The sequence below is a fragment of the Prevotella sp. P5-92 genome (assembly GCF_002251245.1).
Classification (GTDB): Bacteria; Bacteroidota; Bacteroidia; order Bacteroidales; family Bacteroidaceae; genus Prevotella.
The window spans coordinates 12,988-33,393 of record NZ_NPJG01000042.1 but is presented as its reverse complement, the minus strand read 5'-3'; the positions used below and the strand labels follow the sequence as shown (position 1 = coordinate 33,393).

The 20,406-nt window shown below is 51.0% G+C and carries 7 protein-coding genes; 1 reads left to right on the top strand and 6 read right to left on the bottom strand.

Annotated features, from left to right (window positions below; genetic code table 11):
- Positions 1–2: 2 nt before the first annotated feature.
- The 6 genes from CIK99_RS04400 to CIK99_RS04375 form a co-directional block, all read right to left on the bottom strand.
- The gene (locus CIK99_RS04400) at positions 3–1,892 is read right to left on the bottom strand and encodes a histidine kinase dimerization/phospho-acceptor domain-containing protein (protein ID WP_144007898.1); all 1,890 of its coding nucleotides are present in this window, start codon (positions 1,890–1,892) and stop codon (positions 3–5) included.
- Positions 1,893–2,175: 283 nt separating this feature from the next.
- The gene (locus CIK99_RS04395) at positions 2,176–3,513 is read right to left on the bottom strand and encodes a metallophosphoesterase (protein ID WP_158215898.1); all 1,338 of its coding nucleotides are present in this window, start codon (positions 3,511–3,513) and stop codon (positions 2,176–2,178) included.
- Between the two features lie 100 nt (positions 3,514–3,613).
- Positions 3,614–4,201 carry a hypothetical protein gene (locus CIK99_RS04390; RefSeq protein WP_144007897.1) on the bottom strand — a complete coding sequence of 196 codons (588 nt, stop codon included), beginning with the start codon at positions 4,199–4,201 and terminating at the stop codon, positions 3,614–3,616.
- A 202-nt stretch (positions 4,202–4,403) separates the two neighbouring features.
- A complete protein-coding gene (locus CIK99_RS04385) occupies positions 4,404–14,645 on the bottom strand; it encodes a leucine-rich repeat domain-containing protein (protein WP_094380166.1) in 10,242 nt (3,413 codons plus the stop codon).
- A 6-nt stretch (positions 14,646–14,651) separates the two neighbouring features.
- Positions 14,652–17,333 carry a leucine-rich repeat domain-containing protein gene (locus CIK99_RS04380; RefSeq protein ID WP_094380164.1) on the bottom strand — a complete coding sequence of 894 codons (2,682 nt, stop codon included), beginning with the start codon at positions 17,331–17,333 and terminating at the stop codon, positions 14,652–14,654.
- A 15-nt stretch (positions 17,334–17,348) separates the two neighbouring features.
- On the bottom strand, positions 17,349–18,455 hold the full coding sequence (locus CIK99_RS04375) for an AraC family transcriptional regulator (RefSeq protein ID WP_094380162.1): 1,107 nt from the start codon (positions 18,453–18,455) through the stop codon (positions 17,349–17,351).
- A 467-nt stretch (positions 18,456–18,922) separates the two neighbouring features.
- On the opposite strand from CIK99_RS04375, the gene CIK99_RS04370 reads away from it, so the two are divergent.
- Complete coding sequence (locus CIK99_RS04370) at positions 18,923–20,398, top strand: cobyric acid synthase (protein ID WP_094380160.1); 1,476 nt, start codon at positions 18,923–18,925, stop codon at positions 20,396–20,398.
- Positions 20,399–20,406: the final 8 nt, after the last annotated feature.

Below are 20,406 nucleotides of genomic sequence, written 5' to 3'. Positions count from 1 at the left end.
ATTTATATATTTTGGATGGCTTTTATGACAAACGCCCACTGGTTGTCGGCAAGACGTTCGAGGGTGATGTTGCCTCCCATGGCTTGCATGAGTTTGCGACATAGTGGGAGTTCGAGATTGCTGCGGCCACTCTTGGCGGGATTGGTGCGGTTGTTGAACACGTCGAACAGGTCTTCTGTGTCTTTTTCAGTAAAGTTGGCGATGCATCCCACCTGTACAACCACCTCGTCCTGATTGCCCCAGAACTTCACGTCCACCTTGCCTTTCATCTTGTAATAGTCGGCATTGACGATGGCATAGCTCACTACCTGGGAGAAGCGCTTGGGGTCGGCCTTGACAAAATGGGTGTTGCCGTCGCCGTCAATAGTGAACTGTATGCCACTGACATTGCCCAGCGCCTCTCGGATATTCATTATTGCCGGCTCTACATCCACGTCGGTAAGTGAGAGGTTGAGGTCGTTCTCGCCAGCCTTGCCGAGGTCGATGATGTCATTGAAGATATTCAGCAGCATGCTCTTGTTCTGGTTGATGAAGGAGAGCAGTTCCTTGTTGTTGTCGTTCATGTTCGACGTGTCCAGCATGTCTATCGACATCTGTATGGCGTGGAGCGGCGAGCGCATCAGCTGGCCCATATTGGTAATGAAGTTCGACTTGCCCTTTTCATTCTCGCGCGAAACAAGAAGCAGCATCTTTGCCTGACGCTTGAGTTTGCGCTCGAAGAACGCTACCACACTGATTAGGATAACAATGGCTATCAGGGCACATACTCCTCCAAGAATGTATTTCTCATTACGCTCAAAGAAGCTTATGGGTTTGCCGTAATAGATGGCATTCTTGGGATAGAGATTCTCGGGGATGCCGTATTTCTTCAACGTCTGGTAGTTCAGGTATGTGTTGGCGTTGTCCAACTTCACCAAGGGCATATCCTTGGGTTGCACACCGTTCTCTATCTTCATAAGCACGTTGATGAGGGTGGATTGCAGTTCTTCGGAAGTAGCATATATACCGCCAGCAAGCACTCCATCGCGTATGCCCACATCAAAAAGACCGAACACCACATCATTGGTCAGCGAACTGGCTATATATCTCATGGCATTATCAGGATAAAGGGCACGGTTGGCGGAGTTCTTGCTCTGACTGAACCACGAGTCGAAGATAACCGCGGTATGCTTCGGAAGTGTGGCCAAGCGGGTTTTCAGTTGGGCTGTGGTGAGATCTCTGTTGTTGAGGTCGATAAGGTCGAGACTCGGATATTTCTCGCTAACTATCCGTTTGATCTTTTCCCTCACCATGAATCCTATCTGCCATGTGTCGCTCACGAGGGCAAGGTGTCGGGTCTGCGGTTTCAGACTCAAAGCGAGTTCTATGGTGGGCTCAACAAAAAACGGATCGTTGATGAGTGTGGCATTTATTCCCTTGCGCGAGTCCGCCAATGAAATTTTCATGTCATCGGTAATCTCGCGGCAAGAACTGTAGTTAGAGGCACTGATGGTGTAGGTGCCGGAGAAAATGGCAACGCAGGGCACATTCTTCCATTCCTTAGACATATATGTACGATACATTATCCAGGCTTCCTCGCCAAGCAGCACCACGATATTCTTCTTGTTGGCATCGTGTTCGGCCATCAGCCGCTCAGCCTCATGGTGCATGAAACTGCTGTCACGATTGGCTACGAGGTCGAGATAATCCACCTCGACATTCCATTTTCGGTCAACCGAAAAGTGTGAAACAATAGAACTTTCAAGAACTCCGGCCCAGCCGTATCCTTGAAAATACGAACTGAGCACGAGCACCTTATTTTCTTGTCTAACAGATGTCTTCCCGCCGTCGGCCGCCAAAACATTCAATTTGGCCATAACGGCAATGATAATCAATAACAATAGTTTTTTCATGATGTATTTCTTTTGGCAGCAAAAGTACTAATAATTATTTATAATCAAAGCAACAAAAGGTTAAAAAAAGTTACACCATGCCATTTGGCCGATTTCGCATCGTTTGATATAACAACAAAACAGTTGTCTCTTGCTCAACGATGCATTATTCCTTGGCTAAATCAAGCAGATAACGGCAGAACATTTCCGGAAAGAAGTGCACGAAATCTGACTAAAACCCAAAAGGAAGTGAGCTTCAGCCGGATTTCGTGCACAAAAAGAGGAAATACTTGCAATAGGTGAGTTAGTATGATATTACAAGAGTATTGTCGGCCGACGGAGAATCCACATACAGGCCGGCATAGAGATTCTTGACCATGAGAAGCAACTGGGCCGACGCGGTGTCGCCGGTCATAGATGTCAAGTCAGCATAGCCCTGCAATATGGAGCATACTTCCTGAACCTTCTCCGTCATCGTCTCATCGCCCTGACGATGGACTAAATACGCATCGGCAAGAGCATCGAGCAGGAGATAGCTGCCATCGTGAGATACAGGCAGCGTGGTGAGCATCTGCATTGTTGCCTCAAGTTTCTCACCGGCATAGCCCATTTTTCTTAGGTTTGACTCGATGAGCTGCATGAAGTTTCGGCGTATTCCCCAAAAACTATTCTCAAGTAGTGTCTCAAACAACTTCGTACCGTCAGCCAGTTGATCAATCACCTGCGACTCTAAACTCATGGTGCGCTTCTCAGTGTCGATGTCTATATACCTCAACGGACAAAGCGTAACGAGACTTCCTGTCTGTATGTCATAGAACGGCTTGCCGTCCTCTTCCACACTGGCAATGTCCTGCGCATGGTTGTGACCAGTCAGTACTATGTGCATACCCGCAGTAGCCAACTCACGCCTTGCCTCCTTGTAGTTGTCGGCAAGGAATTCGGACAAAAATACAGTCTGGATGTTTGGAATGTGCTCTACAAGTCCGTGATGGAGCACTCCCACAGGCGTTCTGCCCTCGGCAATGGCCTTGGCGCACTGCTCCTTAGCCCATGCCATGGTTGAAGGCTTCAGCGTGCCGGCAGTCTCCTGGTGCGGGTCGGCCTTTGAGTCGTTGTAGATGTTTGAGTCGAGCATAATAAGCCTGATGTCTTTCCCCATATCCACAGAATACGACAGTCCCTCCGTTTCCTGAGAAATGGCTTCCGCATAGCCAAAGTCATGATAGATACGCTTGAAGTCGGCACTTGTGGCGGTTTCTATCGGGAACTCTCCCTCTGCGGTGAACTCCTTGGCATCGGCATTAGAGATGTCGTGATTGCCGTTTATCACAAACACATTTGCCCCGGCCTCTTCCATCTTCCTGAAAAACGAGGCGGCAAACTCGTGGTTTATCACCTCGCCATCCTTTGTCAGGTCGCCCGGCACTATCACATACTTCACGTTCTGACTCTTCACTTTCTGCACAAGTGCCTCCATGGAAGCCGCACAATAGGCATAGTTCTTGTCCTCCAACAGAAGGCGCTTCTCCCAAGCCTCGCCCTCGTGGCTTATTCTGTCCATGTCGAAGAGGTGGATGTCTGAAATCACCATCACCTTATAACTGCCCGGCTGCTGAGGCATCGCCGGGTTATCAGAATTCACAACACAACTTGAAAGTGTTGTCAATAGTCCTAATGAAAGTCCACAAAAGACTCTTCTAACTGCTTTATCCATATTTTTATATATTTATTTACTTTTTGTATTACTCTCCGTCTCCAGTAGCAGGGTCGCCACTAACGGGAGTATCGGTATAGCCGCCGGTGATGTCGGCATTGAAGCCCCAGTCAATTGTGGCTGACGACATGGATGAGCCGTCCCAGCGGAAGGCGGAGGAGGAGCTGATATTGGCGAGATATTTGGCTACGCCCTCACCCATGACAGAAGCACTGAGGGTGGTACGCTCCTTCTTGCCCGATGCCATAGAGGAGGCATACTGATCTTTCACGTCGTAGGAGATGCTCTCGGTGGTTTTGATCGAGTATTCTTTCTCGGTATCGATATCTGCCGACGACTTCACTCCGTATTTCAGTGCGAAGCCGAAAGACTTGTCGGCGGCAATGCTCACCTCCTTAGTCCATGGCGATGTCTGCACGGGTTCATTCTTCACTGTGCCGTCGGCTGAGACGTAATAGGCTGTCACGTCGGCCACCTTCAAGAGGTCGTCGCTTAGCGAGACCTGATACTTTGCCGTCACGGTTGTAGCTACCGACGGCTGCGGCACATCCGGTTCGTCGTCGCCACCGCACGCCCAGAGGGCAAGTGCGGTGAGAGACATTAATATATACTTCATTGATTTCATATCCTGCATGATGATTTTAATTTAGCCTAATTCTCCGCTGAAGTCGAGAGCATCACATGTATTTTCTGTATTTCTTTGTTCCGTGCCTGACACCAAGAGCATGCACGTATTATTGATTACATAACATTCCATTTGCGGCTTTACATACTTTTTCTTGTTATTCATACCTTATTTATTCATACCTTATTTATATTTAATTGTTGATAATTATCTTTTGTCCATTGATGATGTATATGCCGTCGGCGAGTCCCAACAGACTGCTGCCGAAGGGAACAGACTCGCGAACCAGGCGGCCGTCTATGCCATATACATCCACGAGGGTGTCGGGAGTCAGGGGATTCGGATTGTCGATGGGGTTGATGCCAGTGCCACCCAACAACTCGTCGTCAAACCATGCCGACAACATGGCGGGTTTTGTGGATGTGCCGTAGGTCATCAGCCTCAGCCATGCGCGCATCGGATTGACTGACGCTCCTTTCGTCACCCTCACAAACTGACCCGCACTCTCGGCTCCATTGCCTGCCGATGCGGCATAGCCGTAGATGTTGCCAGGGTCTTCTGTCCACACCTTTCGTTCCCAGGTGCCGTACAGGCCGTCGGCTGTTCCGCCGTTGTGTTCAGTGACGCAAACGTCGAGGTCTCCCTCTGCCACCAACTTGTCGGTGTTAGGCTTGAAGAGGTATGCCTTGCCTGCCTCGGTGCTGTTCACCCGCTTGAAATATACATTGCCCGTTTCACTCTCATATTCGTCAAACTCGTAGAACTTACCAAGGACATCGGCTGAAGTCTCGTCGATGGAGAATGGCAGATAGACGGTGGATTTCACGTCGGGCATAAAGACGCGGTTGATTTCTGCCTTCTGTGTAGTGAATGCGTAGGGCACTTCCACTGTCTGCTGGTCGTCGGTATAGTATGACTTTGCCTGCCACAGTCCGCTGGCTGATGTGTTCACAACGTTCTCGTCAAGGTCATCAGTGGCGGCGGCGAGGGGAACATAGACGAGCGTGCGCCTGTTCATTCCATAGAATGGCGATTTCTCGTCGCTGCGGTCGATGTTGCTTATCGGCATCGACTTGCAGTTCTGCCAGTCGATGTACCTCAGCGAGTCGCAACCGCTGTAGAGTGCCTTGCCAAGGGTAAGCACGCTGTCTGGCAGTGCGGCATAGCGCAGGCTCTTCATGTTGGCGAAGGTGCCGTCGGCAATGCTCTTCACCCGATAACTCCTGCTCAAGGCACGGAGGTCCTTCACGTCGGCATCACCATGGAAGAGGTTGTCAAACGACTCCAGTCTTGCCAGATGCTCCTGAGTGGTATAGCCGCGGGGTGCGAGGATGCGCATCAGTCCGTGGTCGTCGTATGCCGGGATGACATTCTTCACATAGCGTTGCACCATAGCATTGTTGGCCAGAGCCAGATGGTTGTCGCGGGCGCAGAAGAGTGTGTCGAGCGTGAAGGTCTCGTTGAATGCCTCATCTTCAATAGTGAGCTTGTCAGACAATGTCGTCACGGTCTTCAGACGCGGGCAGTTGGTAAGCGACCAGAACCTGAGCCATGTCGGCTTTTCTCCAAGAACGACATTGGTCAAGCGGTCGCAATAGGAGAAGGCGTCGATGGACAGCTTGTCGATAGAGCGCGGCAGGATGATGGTCTTCAGTCGGTCGCAGTTCTGGAACTGGTTGCGCATCATTCGGAAGTTCTCCTGACGCTCGCCCTGCTCATTGACGAGATAGGCGTCGGAGAGGTCGATGTAATTCAGGGAGGCATTTGATGCACACACGTCGGGCATCAGCTTGGTACCCCAAATCTCCTCGGAGTCATAACTTGAACTTGAAACCGATATTTCCTTCTCAAAGTCACGCACCTGTCCTGCCATGGCAGCGAGCGTATTGAGGTCGTAGTGGTTGACGGGTCCGCTCACCTTCACTTTCTTGTGCTTCGACAGGTCGCCGCCTATCACCACCATCTTGTTGGACGAGAGAGACAGTCCGAGCGAGTCGGCAAGCACGCCCGCCTTGCTCATCACAATCTCGGTCATCTTTCCGTCGTTGGCGAAGGAGATGATATGGCGGGCCACCTTCTCCGGCCATGCCTTCACATAGTCGTCCACCTTCTCGCTGAGCACGCGGATGCGGTAGTCGGAAGGCAGGTCGTCGAAGACGTTCTCGCTCTCCAGTTGGGCCGGCTCCACGCCAAAGACGTTGATCTCGCGCAGCGACGTGCAGCCCTTGAATGCCGTATTGTCGAGATAGACCAGGTTTGTGGGCAGCGAGATGGTCTCCAACTGCTTGCAGTCGGCGAAACAGTAGTCGGCAAGCACGGTGTCCTGAATAGCTATGTAGAACTCGTCGAAGTTCTTGATGTTCGAGCCGCGAAACCAGTCCTTGGTGGATGTCACCGTGCCAAGGCGGTCGTAGCTGAAGGCATCGTGCATGGCAAGGATGCGGAACACCTCGTCGTCCTTATATGGCGAGAGCACCTCGCGGAACAGGCTCTCGCTCTTGGTGGCGAATTGGGCATTCACGCTCGAGGGGCAGTAGAGCGTTGTTACTTGGCAATCTTTAAGAACATTCTCATAGTCAAAATATTCCGATGACAGCGAGACAAGATTCTTTAGACGTGTGGCATAGAAGACTTGGGCACCCCACTTGTCCGATGGTTTCTTGACTATGACTGTCTCCAGTTTATCACAGTATGCGAAATCATAAGTACCTATATACGGTTTGTCCGCACTATTTCCGTCTTCGGGAAGAATGACCTTCTTTAGGGTATTGTTCTCTGCAAACGCCCCAAAACACGTAATATAAAAATAGTATTTCCCTTCAGCAAACGTATTGTTACGTGAAAGCCAATCTTTTGAATAGTATCGTTTGAACCTATCAGACAACACTTCTGAGTTGACACGAGTTTCAGACAGGTCGAGTTCTTCAAGTCCATAGTTGGCAAGCATACTGATGAGAGCCACATCATACACACCAATTGTTCCTACCACCTTGAGTCCTTTGATCTGTTTGAAACTGCCTTTCAGATTTTCAAGGCCGTAATATAAACATGTCAAAACTTTTCTATTAGCTGTTATCTCCCACATTTCAGGCGTGAACTCCAGTCCCAACTTCTTGTCAAGCACGTCGGTCTCGTCGTTGGTATATACGGTGATGTATTCACCCTTCTCGTCGTATGCCTGGATATGCTCGCAGTATTGGCTCCACGCCTGCAGATAAGCATCCAGGTTTTCTTTCGGAACATAGATGACATAGTTGGCAAAGTTGCTTGCAAAAGCCTCCTCACCCAATTCGGCAGGCACGGGGTTGCCCACATAGAATCGCTGCACACCGCTCTCCTTGAATGCCCTCGCACCAATATGACAAACGGTGTCGGGCAAGGTGATGGAGGCAAGATTAGCGCATCCCATGAATGCCTCATCGCCTATCTCGGTGATGGATGCCGGAAGCTCTATGCTGCGCAGGTTGGAGGCACCGCTGAACATGGCGGGCCAAACCTTACGCAGTTCGAGTGCTTCCCAGCACTTGAACTCATCGAAGTAGTAAATCTCCGTATTGTTCTTCAACTTGTCGAAGTTGCGGTTGTATGGCTCGTCGGTGTCGAGATATTTGTCGTCGAGCTTCGCCTCAAACCAGGGCGATATCTCATCCTTGTAACCCTCAATCACTTCGAGTTCGTCGCTGCTGAAAATCTGCTGTATTTGCTTGTCCTTGAGGCATGTCAGCGTGGGGCTGAACAGCTCCATGTATTTATTCCATGACGGGTCAGACAAGTACTCTCCGAGCATATCGTAGCGCATCTTCAGTTTAACCTTCGGCGAACCAGCAAACACGTCCTTGCCTAATGTAATCTGTGCCGGGTCGAAGGACACGAACTTTGAACGACACTCTTCATAGTTTGGGTTTCGCTCGTCGTAGAAGAGATAGAAGCTCTCCAATTCCGGGCAGTTGGCGAATGCCGAGTCGCGCAGCTCATACTGCGGCGTTACGTATGCACGTTCTTTGTCAGCCCATGTAGTTCGAAACTTCACGGTCTTCAGTGGAGCGCAACCATCAAACGCCTTGCGTTTCACGTAAGTCGTGTTGTAGTTGTAGGTTCGTCCGAAGTTGGTAATCAATACACACTCGCCATTGTGGCTGTTGATGTAGTTCTGCTCCGGCTTCACCACATGCACGTTATAGTGGGTCTTGTCGTTGATGGTCGTGTATTCCCACAGCGAGCCTTTCTTGAAGTTGTAGCCGTAGTAGGCTCCTGCCACGTTGTCGCAGGTTGGCTCCTCGTAGGTATTATCGACCACGATGTTATACTGCTTCCAGATGGTGTCGTTGGCAAACTCCTCATAGCGGTCGGGGGCCACGTGTATCTTGAGGTTCGGGCAGTCCTTGAAGACGTTGAATCCATGCAGGATGAAGTTGTCGGGACCAAGAGCCTGGGTGGTGTTGGTACCCTCCGTACAGTCCATGAACATATAGATGTCAGAGAGGTTGGTGCATCCCATGAAGGCGCTGTCGGGCACCACCATCTCGAAGGTGGTCTGGTTGTTTACGCTTATTCCGTTGCTGTCCTTGAAGCGTATGGAGCGTATGCTCTGCTTTCCCCTTGCCGCATCGTGTGCCATGGCAACAGTACGGTAGTGCCAATAGGCGCCGATGTCGTTGTAGAAGGTCAGCACGCCGTCATTTGCCTCTATGGTTTTGTCGTCCACGTCCTTGACGTACATGTGGTAGATGCCGTCAACCTTGCGCTCATGTGCAGTGCCTGAGAACCAGCTGCCAAACGAGCCGCCTCCGGCATCCATCTTTCCGATAAGGTCGGCACTCTCGTCCTTGGAGTAAGTCTCTAACTCTATGGGATCGTTAGAGTTCATTGCGAGTTGGGCTGCTCCAATGGCATTTGACAGGCCTGGTATTGCCAAAGCTGCTCCTGCACTCTTGATGCCCTGCTCCAGTCCGGTTTTAAGTCCGGCTTCAGCCAGTTTGCTTATGAGTACACCGTCGATGACTTTTTTCGTCACGCCTTGTATGCCAGAATTGATGCCGTTGGCTATTCCGCTTGCACCGAAGGATACTGCCATATTCACTATCGAGCCAAGATATCCCATTCCCATCTCTGAGAACATAATGCTGGTAGTAGTAGTAGTTGCACCGACAGCCAGGTTGGTACAGAACGAGGCAATGGAGAAATTGGAGATATTTTGAAGCACTAAATTACTTACTGTTGACAATCCATTCACCAAGGTAGCTCCGCTCGTCACGGCTCCAAACACACCTGCCGTGGCAGTTGACAGCGCAGCTATCGCAGCCGTCTTCACTATCTGCACAGGCAGGTTCCACAGCGACCATGCCATATAGGCCTTCTGTTCGGTAGGCAGGTTGTTGAGTATGTGCGATGCCGGAGAATAGGTCACGCCCTCCACGGTGTAACTGTTGTCATTGCCGTCGGGGGTATATTCGAAGATGACTATGCGGTCGCGGTATTTTGCCCAGTTGGGGTCGTTGATGAAGAGCGGGTACATTTCGCCCGTCACGCGTATCTCGAAGTTCTCGTGGCAGCCGTCGAAGGCATGTTCGCCCACGATAACCTGCTTGGGCGAAAGTGCTTCGTAGTGGTTGGGCACACCGACGGTGACATACTGCACCAAGTCGATGTGCTTCAGGTTCTTGCATCCCGCAAACGCGCTGTCGGGCAGCAGGATGCCTATCTCGGTGTAGTTGTTGGCGCGCGGCTCGTAACTCAAGTCGGTGAAGTCCACCCACTCGATGTATTCATTGCCGCGGAACGCGGTGGGCGACACGGCAATGGTCTTATACACATTCGACAGACCGATGTCGTTGATGATTCTCAGGTGTCCGTCGTATTTCTTCAGATAGGTGGTGTCGGCGGCGGTTATCTGCGCGTATGTCACCTCCATGACCGTCTCGCCATAGTCGTCGTCGGTGAGGATGTCGCTCCACTCAAACTCGCCATATCCCTTCTTCATCCACAGGTAGTCGCTGCGGAAGTCGGCGTTGCGCTTGTTGCTGTAGTAGGTGCGGTTGTACTGCGCCTCGCCGTCGCTGTCCATCAGCACGGGGAAGTACTCATACACCACGCCGAGGTCGGTATAGGTGTCGTAGCTCTTCACGTAGGGCACAATCTGGCTCTTGTACTGCGACCAGTTGGGGTCGGCCTTATAGGCGTTCACCAGTTCGGGCGACACGCAGATGAACACGTGCTGCGTGGAGTCGAACAGTTCCTTGGCGGGTATGACTTGCTCGGGGCGCAGATACTCGATGTCGTTGGTGCCCGTGTATTTATGATAAACCATATTGATGCTCAACAGGTTGCGGCATCCCTTGAATGCGCCGCGCTGTATGAGCAGCTTCAGTGGCAGATGTGCATTGCCCACATTGGTGTTGACGTCGCCGAAGTCGATGGCGGTGACAAGCTCGTTGCCCTGGAAGGCGGTGGAGTCGATGCACACCGTGCGGTAGTTGTAGTAGCGGCCTATGTCGTTATATATGGTGATGGTGCGGTTGCCGTCCATGAGGTGGTTCTGGTCAACGGCGGTGACGTGGGTGTAATAGTAGTTGTTATACACCGTGTCCTTGAACTGCTCCCAATCCACCTTCACATAGTCTTCGGCGTGCTTCTTCAACTGCTCCATCAGCTTGGCGTTGTGTCCCTCCTTGCCGCTGCACATGTCCTGATAGTCCATCGAGTAGTCGCCCTCGCTGCCGCGCACGGTGTAGCCCTCGTAGGTCACTCCGTTCTGACCCACGTATTCGCGTCCCACGGGTGTCCAGGCGATGATGCGCTCGCGGTAAGCCGACCATTTCGGGTGTTTCTTGAACGTGTCAACCAGGTCGGGCCATACGCGGATGTAGGCATACTCGCTGCCGCTGATCAGCGTCTCGTCGTCGGGAGTGACGGCATCGGGCGAGAGTGCCTCGTAGGTATTCGTGTTGGTGTTGCCATACACGAGGTCGATGTATCTCAGTGCGGGACAGTTGGCGAAGGCGCCGCTGCCCAAGGTCATGTTGACGCCGGAATAGACGGTGCCGCTCGAAGCCCCGAGCAGACGGACATTAACCAGTTGGTCGCATCCGTTGAAGGCGTTTGCCTGTATGCGTGTGGTGCGGTAGGCGTAGGTCACTCCGGGGTCGTTGTATATGGTCAGCGCGCCATAATAGGATGTGGTGAGGTCGGTGGCTGGTCCTGTTATCTGGGTGAGATATACATTCACGTCGCCCTCACCTTTTTCTATTATATAGCTGCCGGTGCCGTCCTTCGCGTTGACACGGGTGTAGGCGGCTCCGCCCTTGGTGAACTCCAAGGTGCGCATCTCTGTGGTAGGCACAATCAGATGGCGGTAGGGCTTCCAATGCTCGTCGTTGATGAAGGCGTCATACTTGTCGTAATCGACGTATATCCTCAGACTGTCGCAGCCCGTGAATGCCCGTTCGCCCGTGGGATAGACGTCGGTCGGGTCTAGCATCACGGTATGGTTGGTGCCCGAATAAATGGTGTATTTCATATATATGGCCTTCAACGACTTGCAGTTGTAGAACGCCTCGTCGGCTATCTCCACGCCAAGCCACTTGTAGGCCTTTACCCCCGCGTAGCAGTCGGCAAATGAGAGTGTCTCTATCGCTGACTCGTCGAAGGCTCTCACGCCAATCTTCCGGGTGGCATACCGGCGGTCTCTTCCTATGTCGTTGAGTATGGTGAAGTCCTTAGTCTTCCCGTTGCTGACGTCCTCGGTGATGTCGGTGACATAAATCGTGTAGTCATCGTCGCCGGTGATGGTAAGGCGGTTGCCCACGCTGTCGGTCAAGACGGAATAGCGCAGTCCGCCCACGTCATAGTAGTCGGCACTCTCGTTGTATTCCACCAGCCGGTCGGCATACTGCGCCCAGTTAGGGTCGGCGAGGAACTGCTCCTTCGTGCCCTCGCCGATGCGGATAATCACCTGACTGTCCTCGTCGAAGAGATCCTTGGCAGGGATAATCTGACTTGGGGTGAGATAGACGATGACGTTTGTTCCCGTATATTTGCGGTAGCCGAGGTCTATCATTCGGAGGTTGGTGCATCCCTTGAACGCGCCCCTTTCTATGATGAGCTGCAGGTCGTCGTAGGACTTGCGCGATGTGTTGATGTCGCCGAAGGTGAGGCGGCGGAGGCTGGTGTTGTTCCTGAATGCCCCCTCGTCAATCAGCACGGTGCGGTATTTGTAGGTTTCGCCTATGTCGTTGTAGAGCGTCACCGAACCGCCGTTGCTGTTCAGGTAGTCATCGCTTACGTTGGTCACATGGGTATAGAACGTGCGCGTGTCGCTCTCGCTGTTGATGCAGCGTTCAACCATCTCGCTCGTGAGACTGACGAAGTCGCTTGCGTTCTGCAAAAGGCGTGCGCGCAGGGTGTCGTTGTGTCCTTTGCCCTTGCTGTTCAGCTCATCCACAGACAGCGAACTGTTCGAAGCGTTGGCGGCGAAGGTGCTGTAGGTCAGTCCGTCGGAGATGTACTCCTTGCCTTCCTTGCTCCACGCCACGATGCGGTCGGCATACTTGCCCCAACGCGCGTCGGCCTTGAACGCCTCCACCTGGTCGGGCCATACGCGGATGAGGGCATCGGGGCTGCCCTGAAGCATGGTGTCGTCGGCGGGATATATCTGCGTCGGGGTGAGCTTTTCGTATTTACTCGTGGAGGTGTTGCCATATACGAGGTCAATGTATTGCAGTCCCGGACAGTCGGCAAATGCCCTGCTGCCTATCTCCATGCTGAGCGGGGCATACACCGTGCCGCTCTTGGCGTTGAAGAAGCGCACGATGCGCAGCTGCGGCTGGTTGCGGTAAGCTTCCGCCCATATCTTGGTGGTGCGGTAGGCGTAGGTGGCGCCGGGGTCGTTGTATATGGTGGCTATGCCGTCGTAAGAGCTGCCAAGGTCTGATGCCGGACCTATGACGTGTACGGGATAGACGTTCACGCCGTTGTGCACCTCTATGGAATAGTCTGCTGTGGGGTTCTTCTGGTGGTTGCGGGCATAGTTCACGCCCGCATTGGCGAAGTCGGCCACTCGCATGGCTGTCGTGCCCACGATGCGGTCGGCATACTTGCTCCAACGCTCATTGTTGATGAAGTCATTATACTTGTCGGCGTCCACATACACCTTCAGGTTGGGACAGTCGTAGAAGGCTGCGCTGCCTGTGGGATATACATCCGTCGGGTCGAGCATCACCGTATGGTCAACACCGCTCGTCACGGTGTATTTCATATACAGTGCCTCCATGCCCTGACAACTGCGGAAGGCGTTGTCGGCAATGCGCATATTTATCCACTTGTATGCCTGCGATCCTTTGTTGCAGTCGGCGAAAGTGAGGCTCCTCGCCTGTGGCTGCGAGGAGAAGGCGTAGCCTGCGAGGTCGGAGGTGAAATATGAATAGGTGGCTCCAATGTCGGTATAGATGGTATAGTCGCGCAGGGTGGCGTCGGCGATGCCCGTCACCTTCATCTCCGTACACCACGAACTGCCCGTCTCTGCCCTCTGCACGTCGCCGGTGGTGGCATAGTTAAGTCCTTCCACGGTGTATGCCGCACTCGATACCTGACCGCCGTTGTAGCCATAGATGGTGCCGTTGGGCGAGCCCGTGATGGTGCATCCCGTCTGCACAGAGCAGTTTATCACCTTCGTGCCTATCTCACCGATATACCCGACGATGCCGCCTGCATATTCATGTGCGATTATTTTCGTACCTGTGAGCACCGTGCAGTCGCGTATCTGCGCTCCTGAGTTCAGCTCGCCCACGATGCCGCCGAGGTAGTCGTCGCCATGAATAGTTCCGCTGAAGGTGCATCCGATTACCTCAGCCGCCACGTCTGCCTTTCCGCAGATGCCGCCATGGTTGTCGCCCCAGTTGAAGTATGCGGCTCCTGCCTCTGCCAAGATGCCGTCGCGCACGTGGCAGTTCTCAATCACGCCGTGAACCACGCCGCTGCCCTTGCTCAGATGGCCGCAGACAAGTCCGGCGTAATTCACGGTCGTGTTGTCGAGATATAGCACGGGCGACTGCAGCGTGAGGTTGCTCACCCGTCCACCGTCCATATATCCGAAGAGTCCCGAGTAGTTCTGCGCAGGCAGCTTCAGTCCCTTTATTGTATGTCCGTTGCCGTCAAAGTAGCCGCGGTAGCCCTTTCCGTACGTTCCGATAGGCACAAACTCGCCCTCGCCCGACATGTCGATGTCGGCTACAAGCCGGGCGTTTAGAGTCTGCGACCCGCTGTTGACCGCACTGCTGAAAATCCGTAGATGGGCAGGAGTCTCCAACTCATAATACCCATCTACCAGTTTCGGCATATCCAACAACTGCGCATAAGCAAGTGATGTCAAACAAAGCGCCACCGCCAAGAATATCCCGCGGCAATGCCATAACCTTAAATTTCCTGCTGTCCTTTTCATATTTTCTTATTTAACATACTTTTTTCCATTCTTGATATACACTCCCTTGACCGACGACTCGTTGATCATGCGGCCGTTTAGGTCGTAGATGCGCTCGGTGTCGTCATCAGCTGCTTCGGGCGATGAGAGGCCCGTGGTTGTCAAGCCCTTCACGGCAAAGAAGTCCTTCCACACGTTGGCTGACTTGTATGCCGCCAGAGAGGCATCAAGGACATAGAGCGTTGCGGATGTCTTTACGGCATCTTCGAAGCAGGGTTCTCCAACAAGAGGAGGCTCCTGGGCAAGACACTTCACCGTGGTCAGCGAGGCACATTCGAGGAAGTTGGCATTATTCAATATCTTCAGCGAGGCTGGCAATATCACTTCCTTCAGCGACTCAGCTTTAACAAATAAACCACGATACATTTCGGTAAGGGATGTGTTGGAAAGATCGACACGCTCTGCGGCTATTTCCTGGAAGCAGAACTCTCCCACATGCTCGATACCGTCGGGCAGAGAGACTGACTCAAGACCTGTCTGGGCAAAAGCTGCATACTTCATATTCTTGACAGTAGAAGGCAAAGAGACCTCTGTCAGTGAAGAACAATGTACAAAGGCCTTAAAGCCTATCTCCTCAAGACCTTCGGGTAGGGACACGGATTTCAGGTTTGGACATTCCAAAGCAAAATAATTTGGCAATGACTTGATGGGAGCCTTGATGTCTATGCTCTGCAAGTTGGGACAACCTTGGAATGTGTAATTGTCTATCTTCTCAACCGATTCAGGTATCACAATAGACTCTATGCCTGACTCTGCGAAAGCTGCCTCGCCAATGGTTTTAACTCCCTCGGGGATGGTAAGGCTCTTAAGGCTTGTGCATCCTGAGAAGAGATTAGATGGAATGGCGGTGATACCAGCGGGAAGAACTACACTTTCGAGGGAGGTCATGCGGCGGAATGCATTCATCGGCAATTCTGTCATCCCAGCCGGCAGTGTGACTTTCTTCAGCTGTTTTTGTCCTGATAAGTTAAATTTGGTGCATGAAGAGGGAATGGTGAGTTCGGTGATGCCTACATTTAACAATGCGTCAATACCGATGGTTTCGAGGCCTTCAGGCAAATCCAATGTCGTCAATGAACTACAACCGCAAAGAGAGAAAGCATCTAAAGTCTTCAATGAACTTGGAAGTGTCAGAGAGGATAAAGACGTGCAGAAAAAAAAGCAACTGCCTGGTATAACCTCTATACCTTCAGGAATGGCTATTCTCTCCAGTCTCTCACATGTATAGAAGGCGTCTTGCCCCATAGTTTTCAATGACGACGGGAGATTAACCTCCTTGACCGCAGAATTGGAGAAGGTAGAAACACCTATATGGGTCACTCCCTCGGGAAGGACAATCTTGTCGGCTTCGTAATTCTCCAAAGCATAATCTCCTATCACTGATATGTCGCCGGGGATGGTGAGCACTCCGTCTATAGCCATTGACGGTGAGGCATAGAGCAGAGCTTTTGTACCGTCCTTGCGGTTGTTGACTATCATGTCGCTGCTTATCTCCAGCGCATTTCCCTCTCCGTATAAGGTGAGTTTTGCTGTCTCAGGAACTTGGATGCGGCCTTCGATGATGTCGAGCGACTGCGGCAATTGCAACTCCACAAGGGCAGCACAGTTTGATACTATATCTGCACCTATTCTCTCCACAGACTGCGGTATGACAAGCGACTCCAACGATTTGCAGTCAACGAATGCCCTGTAGCCTATTGACTTTAAGGCAGCAGGCAAGGTGAGAGAAACGAGTCCGGAAGTTCCAAATGAATAGCCACCGATAGTCGTCAATGAAGACGGCAGTTCTATCGATGTAAGTTTCTTGCAACTCTTGAAAGCTGCCTCGCCAATAGATTCAAGTCCTTCAGGCAGTGTGACAGAGACGAGCTTGGTACAGCCAGTAAAAGCATACCCTCCTATCTCCTTTACTCCATCTTGAATGACAACCTCAGTCAGTTTATTACAACGAGACAAAAGACCATAAGGCACTTTTGTGATACCCTTCGGCAATGTGAGAGAGGTAAGACCACTAAAACTGAAAACTTGCTCACCTATCTCCTCTACACTTTCTGGAATAATGATAGAGGCAAGGGCAAAATTGTAAGAAAAGGCTGACGACCCTATCGACTTGAGCGTTGAGGGAAGGGAAATGGACGCGAGGCTTGAGCACCCTATGAATGCAGATTCTCCTATACGCTCAAGATGTGACGGAAGAACGACCGTAGTCAGCGACTCGTTATCTTGGAATGCCGACTTGCTGATTTCTTTCACTCCCTCGGGAATGGTCACAGTGGTCAAAGCCAGCAATTGGAATGCTCCCTCGCCTATCTCTTCAAGCGACTCGGGCAGTGTGATTGACGTTAGTCCTGAGCCCCAAAAGGCATAACTGCCTATGCGGCGTATCGTATTGGGCAATTGGATGCTGCTTATCTGATACCCGAAGACATAATCTCCGATGGATGTCACGGTATAGGTCTTTCCGTCTGCTTCCACCGTTTCGGGTATCACGATGTCCATCTCCCGGGTATCGTGATAATCTGAGCGTCTTACTTCAGCCGTCCCATCGTCAAAGCAATGAAACAGCAGCTGGTCTTGATAGATGTCCTTGTCGGCACTGGCTGAAAGACTTATTGCCGCGAGCAATAAAACGGTAATCATTTTTTTCATAAGCAATCACATTATTTAATTTTTCTTCATTAAGCTGTTGACGTAATAACTTTTGGGACTGATACCTTTTAACTTTACAAAGTAGCGATGAAACGACGAGAGGGAATTGAAACCACTCTTCTGCGCCACTACCGACATCGATTCCCTGCCTTGTTCGGGCATCATCTCGATGATACGACACGCCTCGTTGATTCGGAAAGTGTTGATATAGTCGAAGAATGACGTGTTGAGCGTGTTGTTAAGGTAGTCAGACAGGTAGGTCTTGTTGGTGCCAATGGCAGTGGCCACGTCAACGGAGGTTAGCTTCGGATTGAGATAGAGCTTGTCCTGACTCATCTTCTGCTCTAACCTTACTGCCAAAATATAGTTATGCGACATTACTTCTTCGTTGTCTGACTTGGGATCTTCAATTTTCTCAGCGGCTTGCTCCTCATCGTTATCTTCCGGCTTTAGCATTTTTACCACACGATGTCTTGTTGAAAAGAGGAAAAGGAATGTCCATAATGCTATTGAGAAGACATTGTAGAGCGCCTCGCTTAGCCATGTGGTATAGTCGAAGGCAAAATAATAGACAAACAGTGATACGAAAAATGCCACACACGACAACTCAACCCAAGCGACATCGATATTATCTCTATAAGAATAGTTTAGCTTTATATATCGGCGGTACTTCACGGAGAACGCAACTACAAGGAATATGGTTGACAAAGCTATGACACACGCTACCGAAAAAGCACAAAAAACCACGATTTCATCGGGGAAAATCAAGAATAGCGGTATGAATAACGCCTGCATAGACAACAATGCGGCTAACTGACGGCGAGTGGGATAACCAGGATTGGTAGCTTCGATGAAGAAGGCACAGACAAGAGGTATGAACAGAAGATCGACAGTGTTGACAAAATCATCGAGCCAAAAGGAGTTTTTCCATTGCGCAAAGAGGAACACAGAATCCTTTATATAACTGAAAGCTATGAATATAGTCGTATAGAACAATAGTCGCATCATCCTGTTGCGGCGCCTGTATGTATATAGTTTAAAACACCAGAACACGAAGAATATTGTTATGGCTCCCCGCATATAATGGGCAAATGCTTCAACTGTCAATAATTGTTGTTCCATACGTGTAGATTGTGTATTATATATAGTGAAATTACTTTTGCAAAAATACGAAATTTAATCATAATACACTGCTGCCTGAAACGATTAATTAGAAAGAAATCGCACTTTTTTACGTATTGACACATTTTTTCCGTATTGACACAATTTATAATAACAACAAAGCCGCCTTCATCTTAACTCGAAGGCGGCAATATTCTGCTTATTTCGTACTGGATTGTCCATCGTGATAAAGTCCGGACGGAGTATCTTTGCCGCAAAACAATGGTATTCCGCCTATTGTATGGACAATCCAAAATATCACTATTAAATCCACCAACAAAATGTTAAATAGAAATAACGTTTTAGCCATAAATGCGATATTTCGAGATAACATTTGTATCTTTGCAAAGACAAAAATTCAGAAGATTGGCAATTCACTGACAGACTTGTCAAGGATGTGCGAAAAAATTTATTGAGTCCTAAAGGTAATGACAAAAAAGACACTTAGAAATATTATGTTTGTGGGGACGGGCAGCGATGTGGGCAAAAGCGTCATCGCTGCCGCGTTTTGTCGAATATTAAGGCAAGACGGCTATCATCCTGCTCCGTTCAAAGCTCAGAATATGGCACTCAACTCGTATGCCACACCCGAAGGACTGGAAATAGGAAGGGCACAGGCTGCACAGGCCGAGGCGGCCATGATTCCGTGCCATGTGGATATGAACCCCATTCTGCTCAAACCGCAGTCTGACCACACGTCGCAAGTAGTGCTCAACGGTGCGCCAATAGGCAACCGCGATGCCTACAGCTACTTCCGTGGCGAGGGCAAGGACTGGCTCAGACGTGAGGCATGCGAGGCTTTCGACCGGTTGGCTTCGCGCTTTTCGCCTATCGTCATGGAGGGAGCCGGAAGCATCTCTGAACTGAACCTGCGCGACAGGGATATCGTGAATATGCCAATGGCTCGACATGCCGATGCCGACGTGATCCTCGTGGGCGACATCGATCGTGGCGGTGTGTTCGCCAGTCTCTACGGCAGCGTTATGCTCCAGACTCCCAACGACCGCCAGCGCATAAAAGGTATCATTGTCAATAAGTTTCGTGGCGACCTGCGACTGTTTGACGACGGACGGCGAATGATTGAAGAGCTATGCCATGTGCCTGTACTCGGCGTTGTGCCCTATCTTGAGGATATCGGCGTGGAGGACGAAGACAGCGTGGTGCTCGACAAGAAGCAACGCCATGCCAAAGACGGCAAGACAAATATTGCAGTGGTAAAACTAAGACATCTGAGCAATTTCACCGACTTCAACGCCATTGAGCAAGACCATCGCCTAAACGTCTATTACACCACAGAACGAGAGCAGTTGCTCAGGGCCGACATCATCATCCTTCCTGGCTGCAAGGCCACCATCGACGACCTGCGCCACCTGAAGGAAGAAGGAGTAGCCGACACCATAAGGGAAGCCCACAGACAAGGGAAAACCATCTTCGGCATCTGTGGCGGCTATCAGATGCTTGGCATAAGCATCGACGACCCTCGACGCACGGAGGGCGACGCCATCCACATCGAAGGCATCGGTCTGCTGCCCATGCGAACCGTAATGGGCAAGAAGAAAATCACATGCCAGACGGAGTTCACGCTTGCCACAGGAAGCGAAAAGATGAGAGGCTATGAAATCCATCAAGGCATATCCACTCCTATCGACGATGAAACATATAAACCGCTGACCATCAAGGCCGACGGCACTCCCGAAGGCTGCATAGCCGACAGCCACTGCATGGGTACCTATCTCCATGGCTGTCTCGACAATACTGGCATGATCAACTTCCTCCTCGGGCAGAGCGACACAACATCTTTCGACTTTGTGGAATACAAGGAACAACACTACAATCGCCTTGCCGACCATGTCAGGAAGCACGTTGACATGGCGAAAGTATATGAAATCCTAAGTCGCCCATGAACATTACC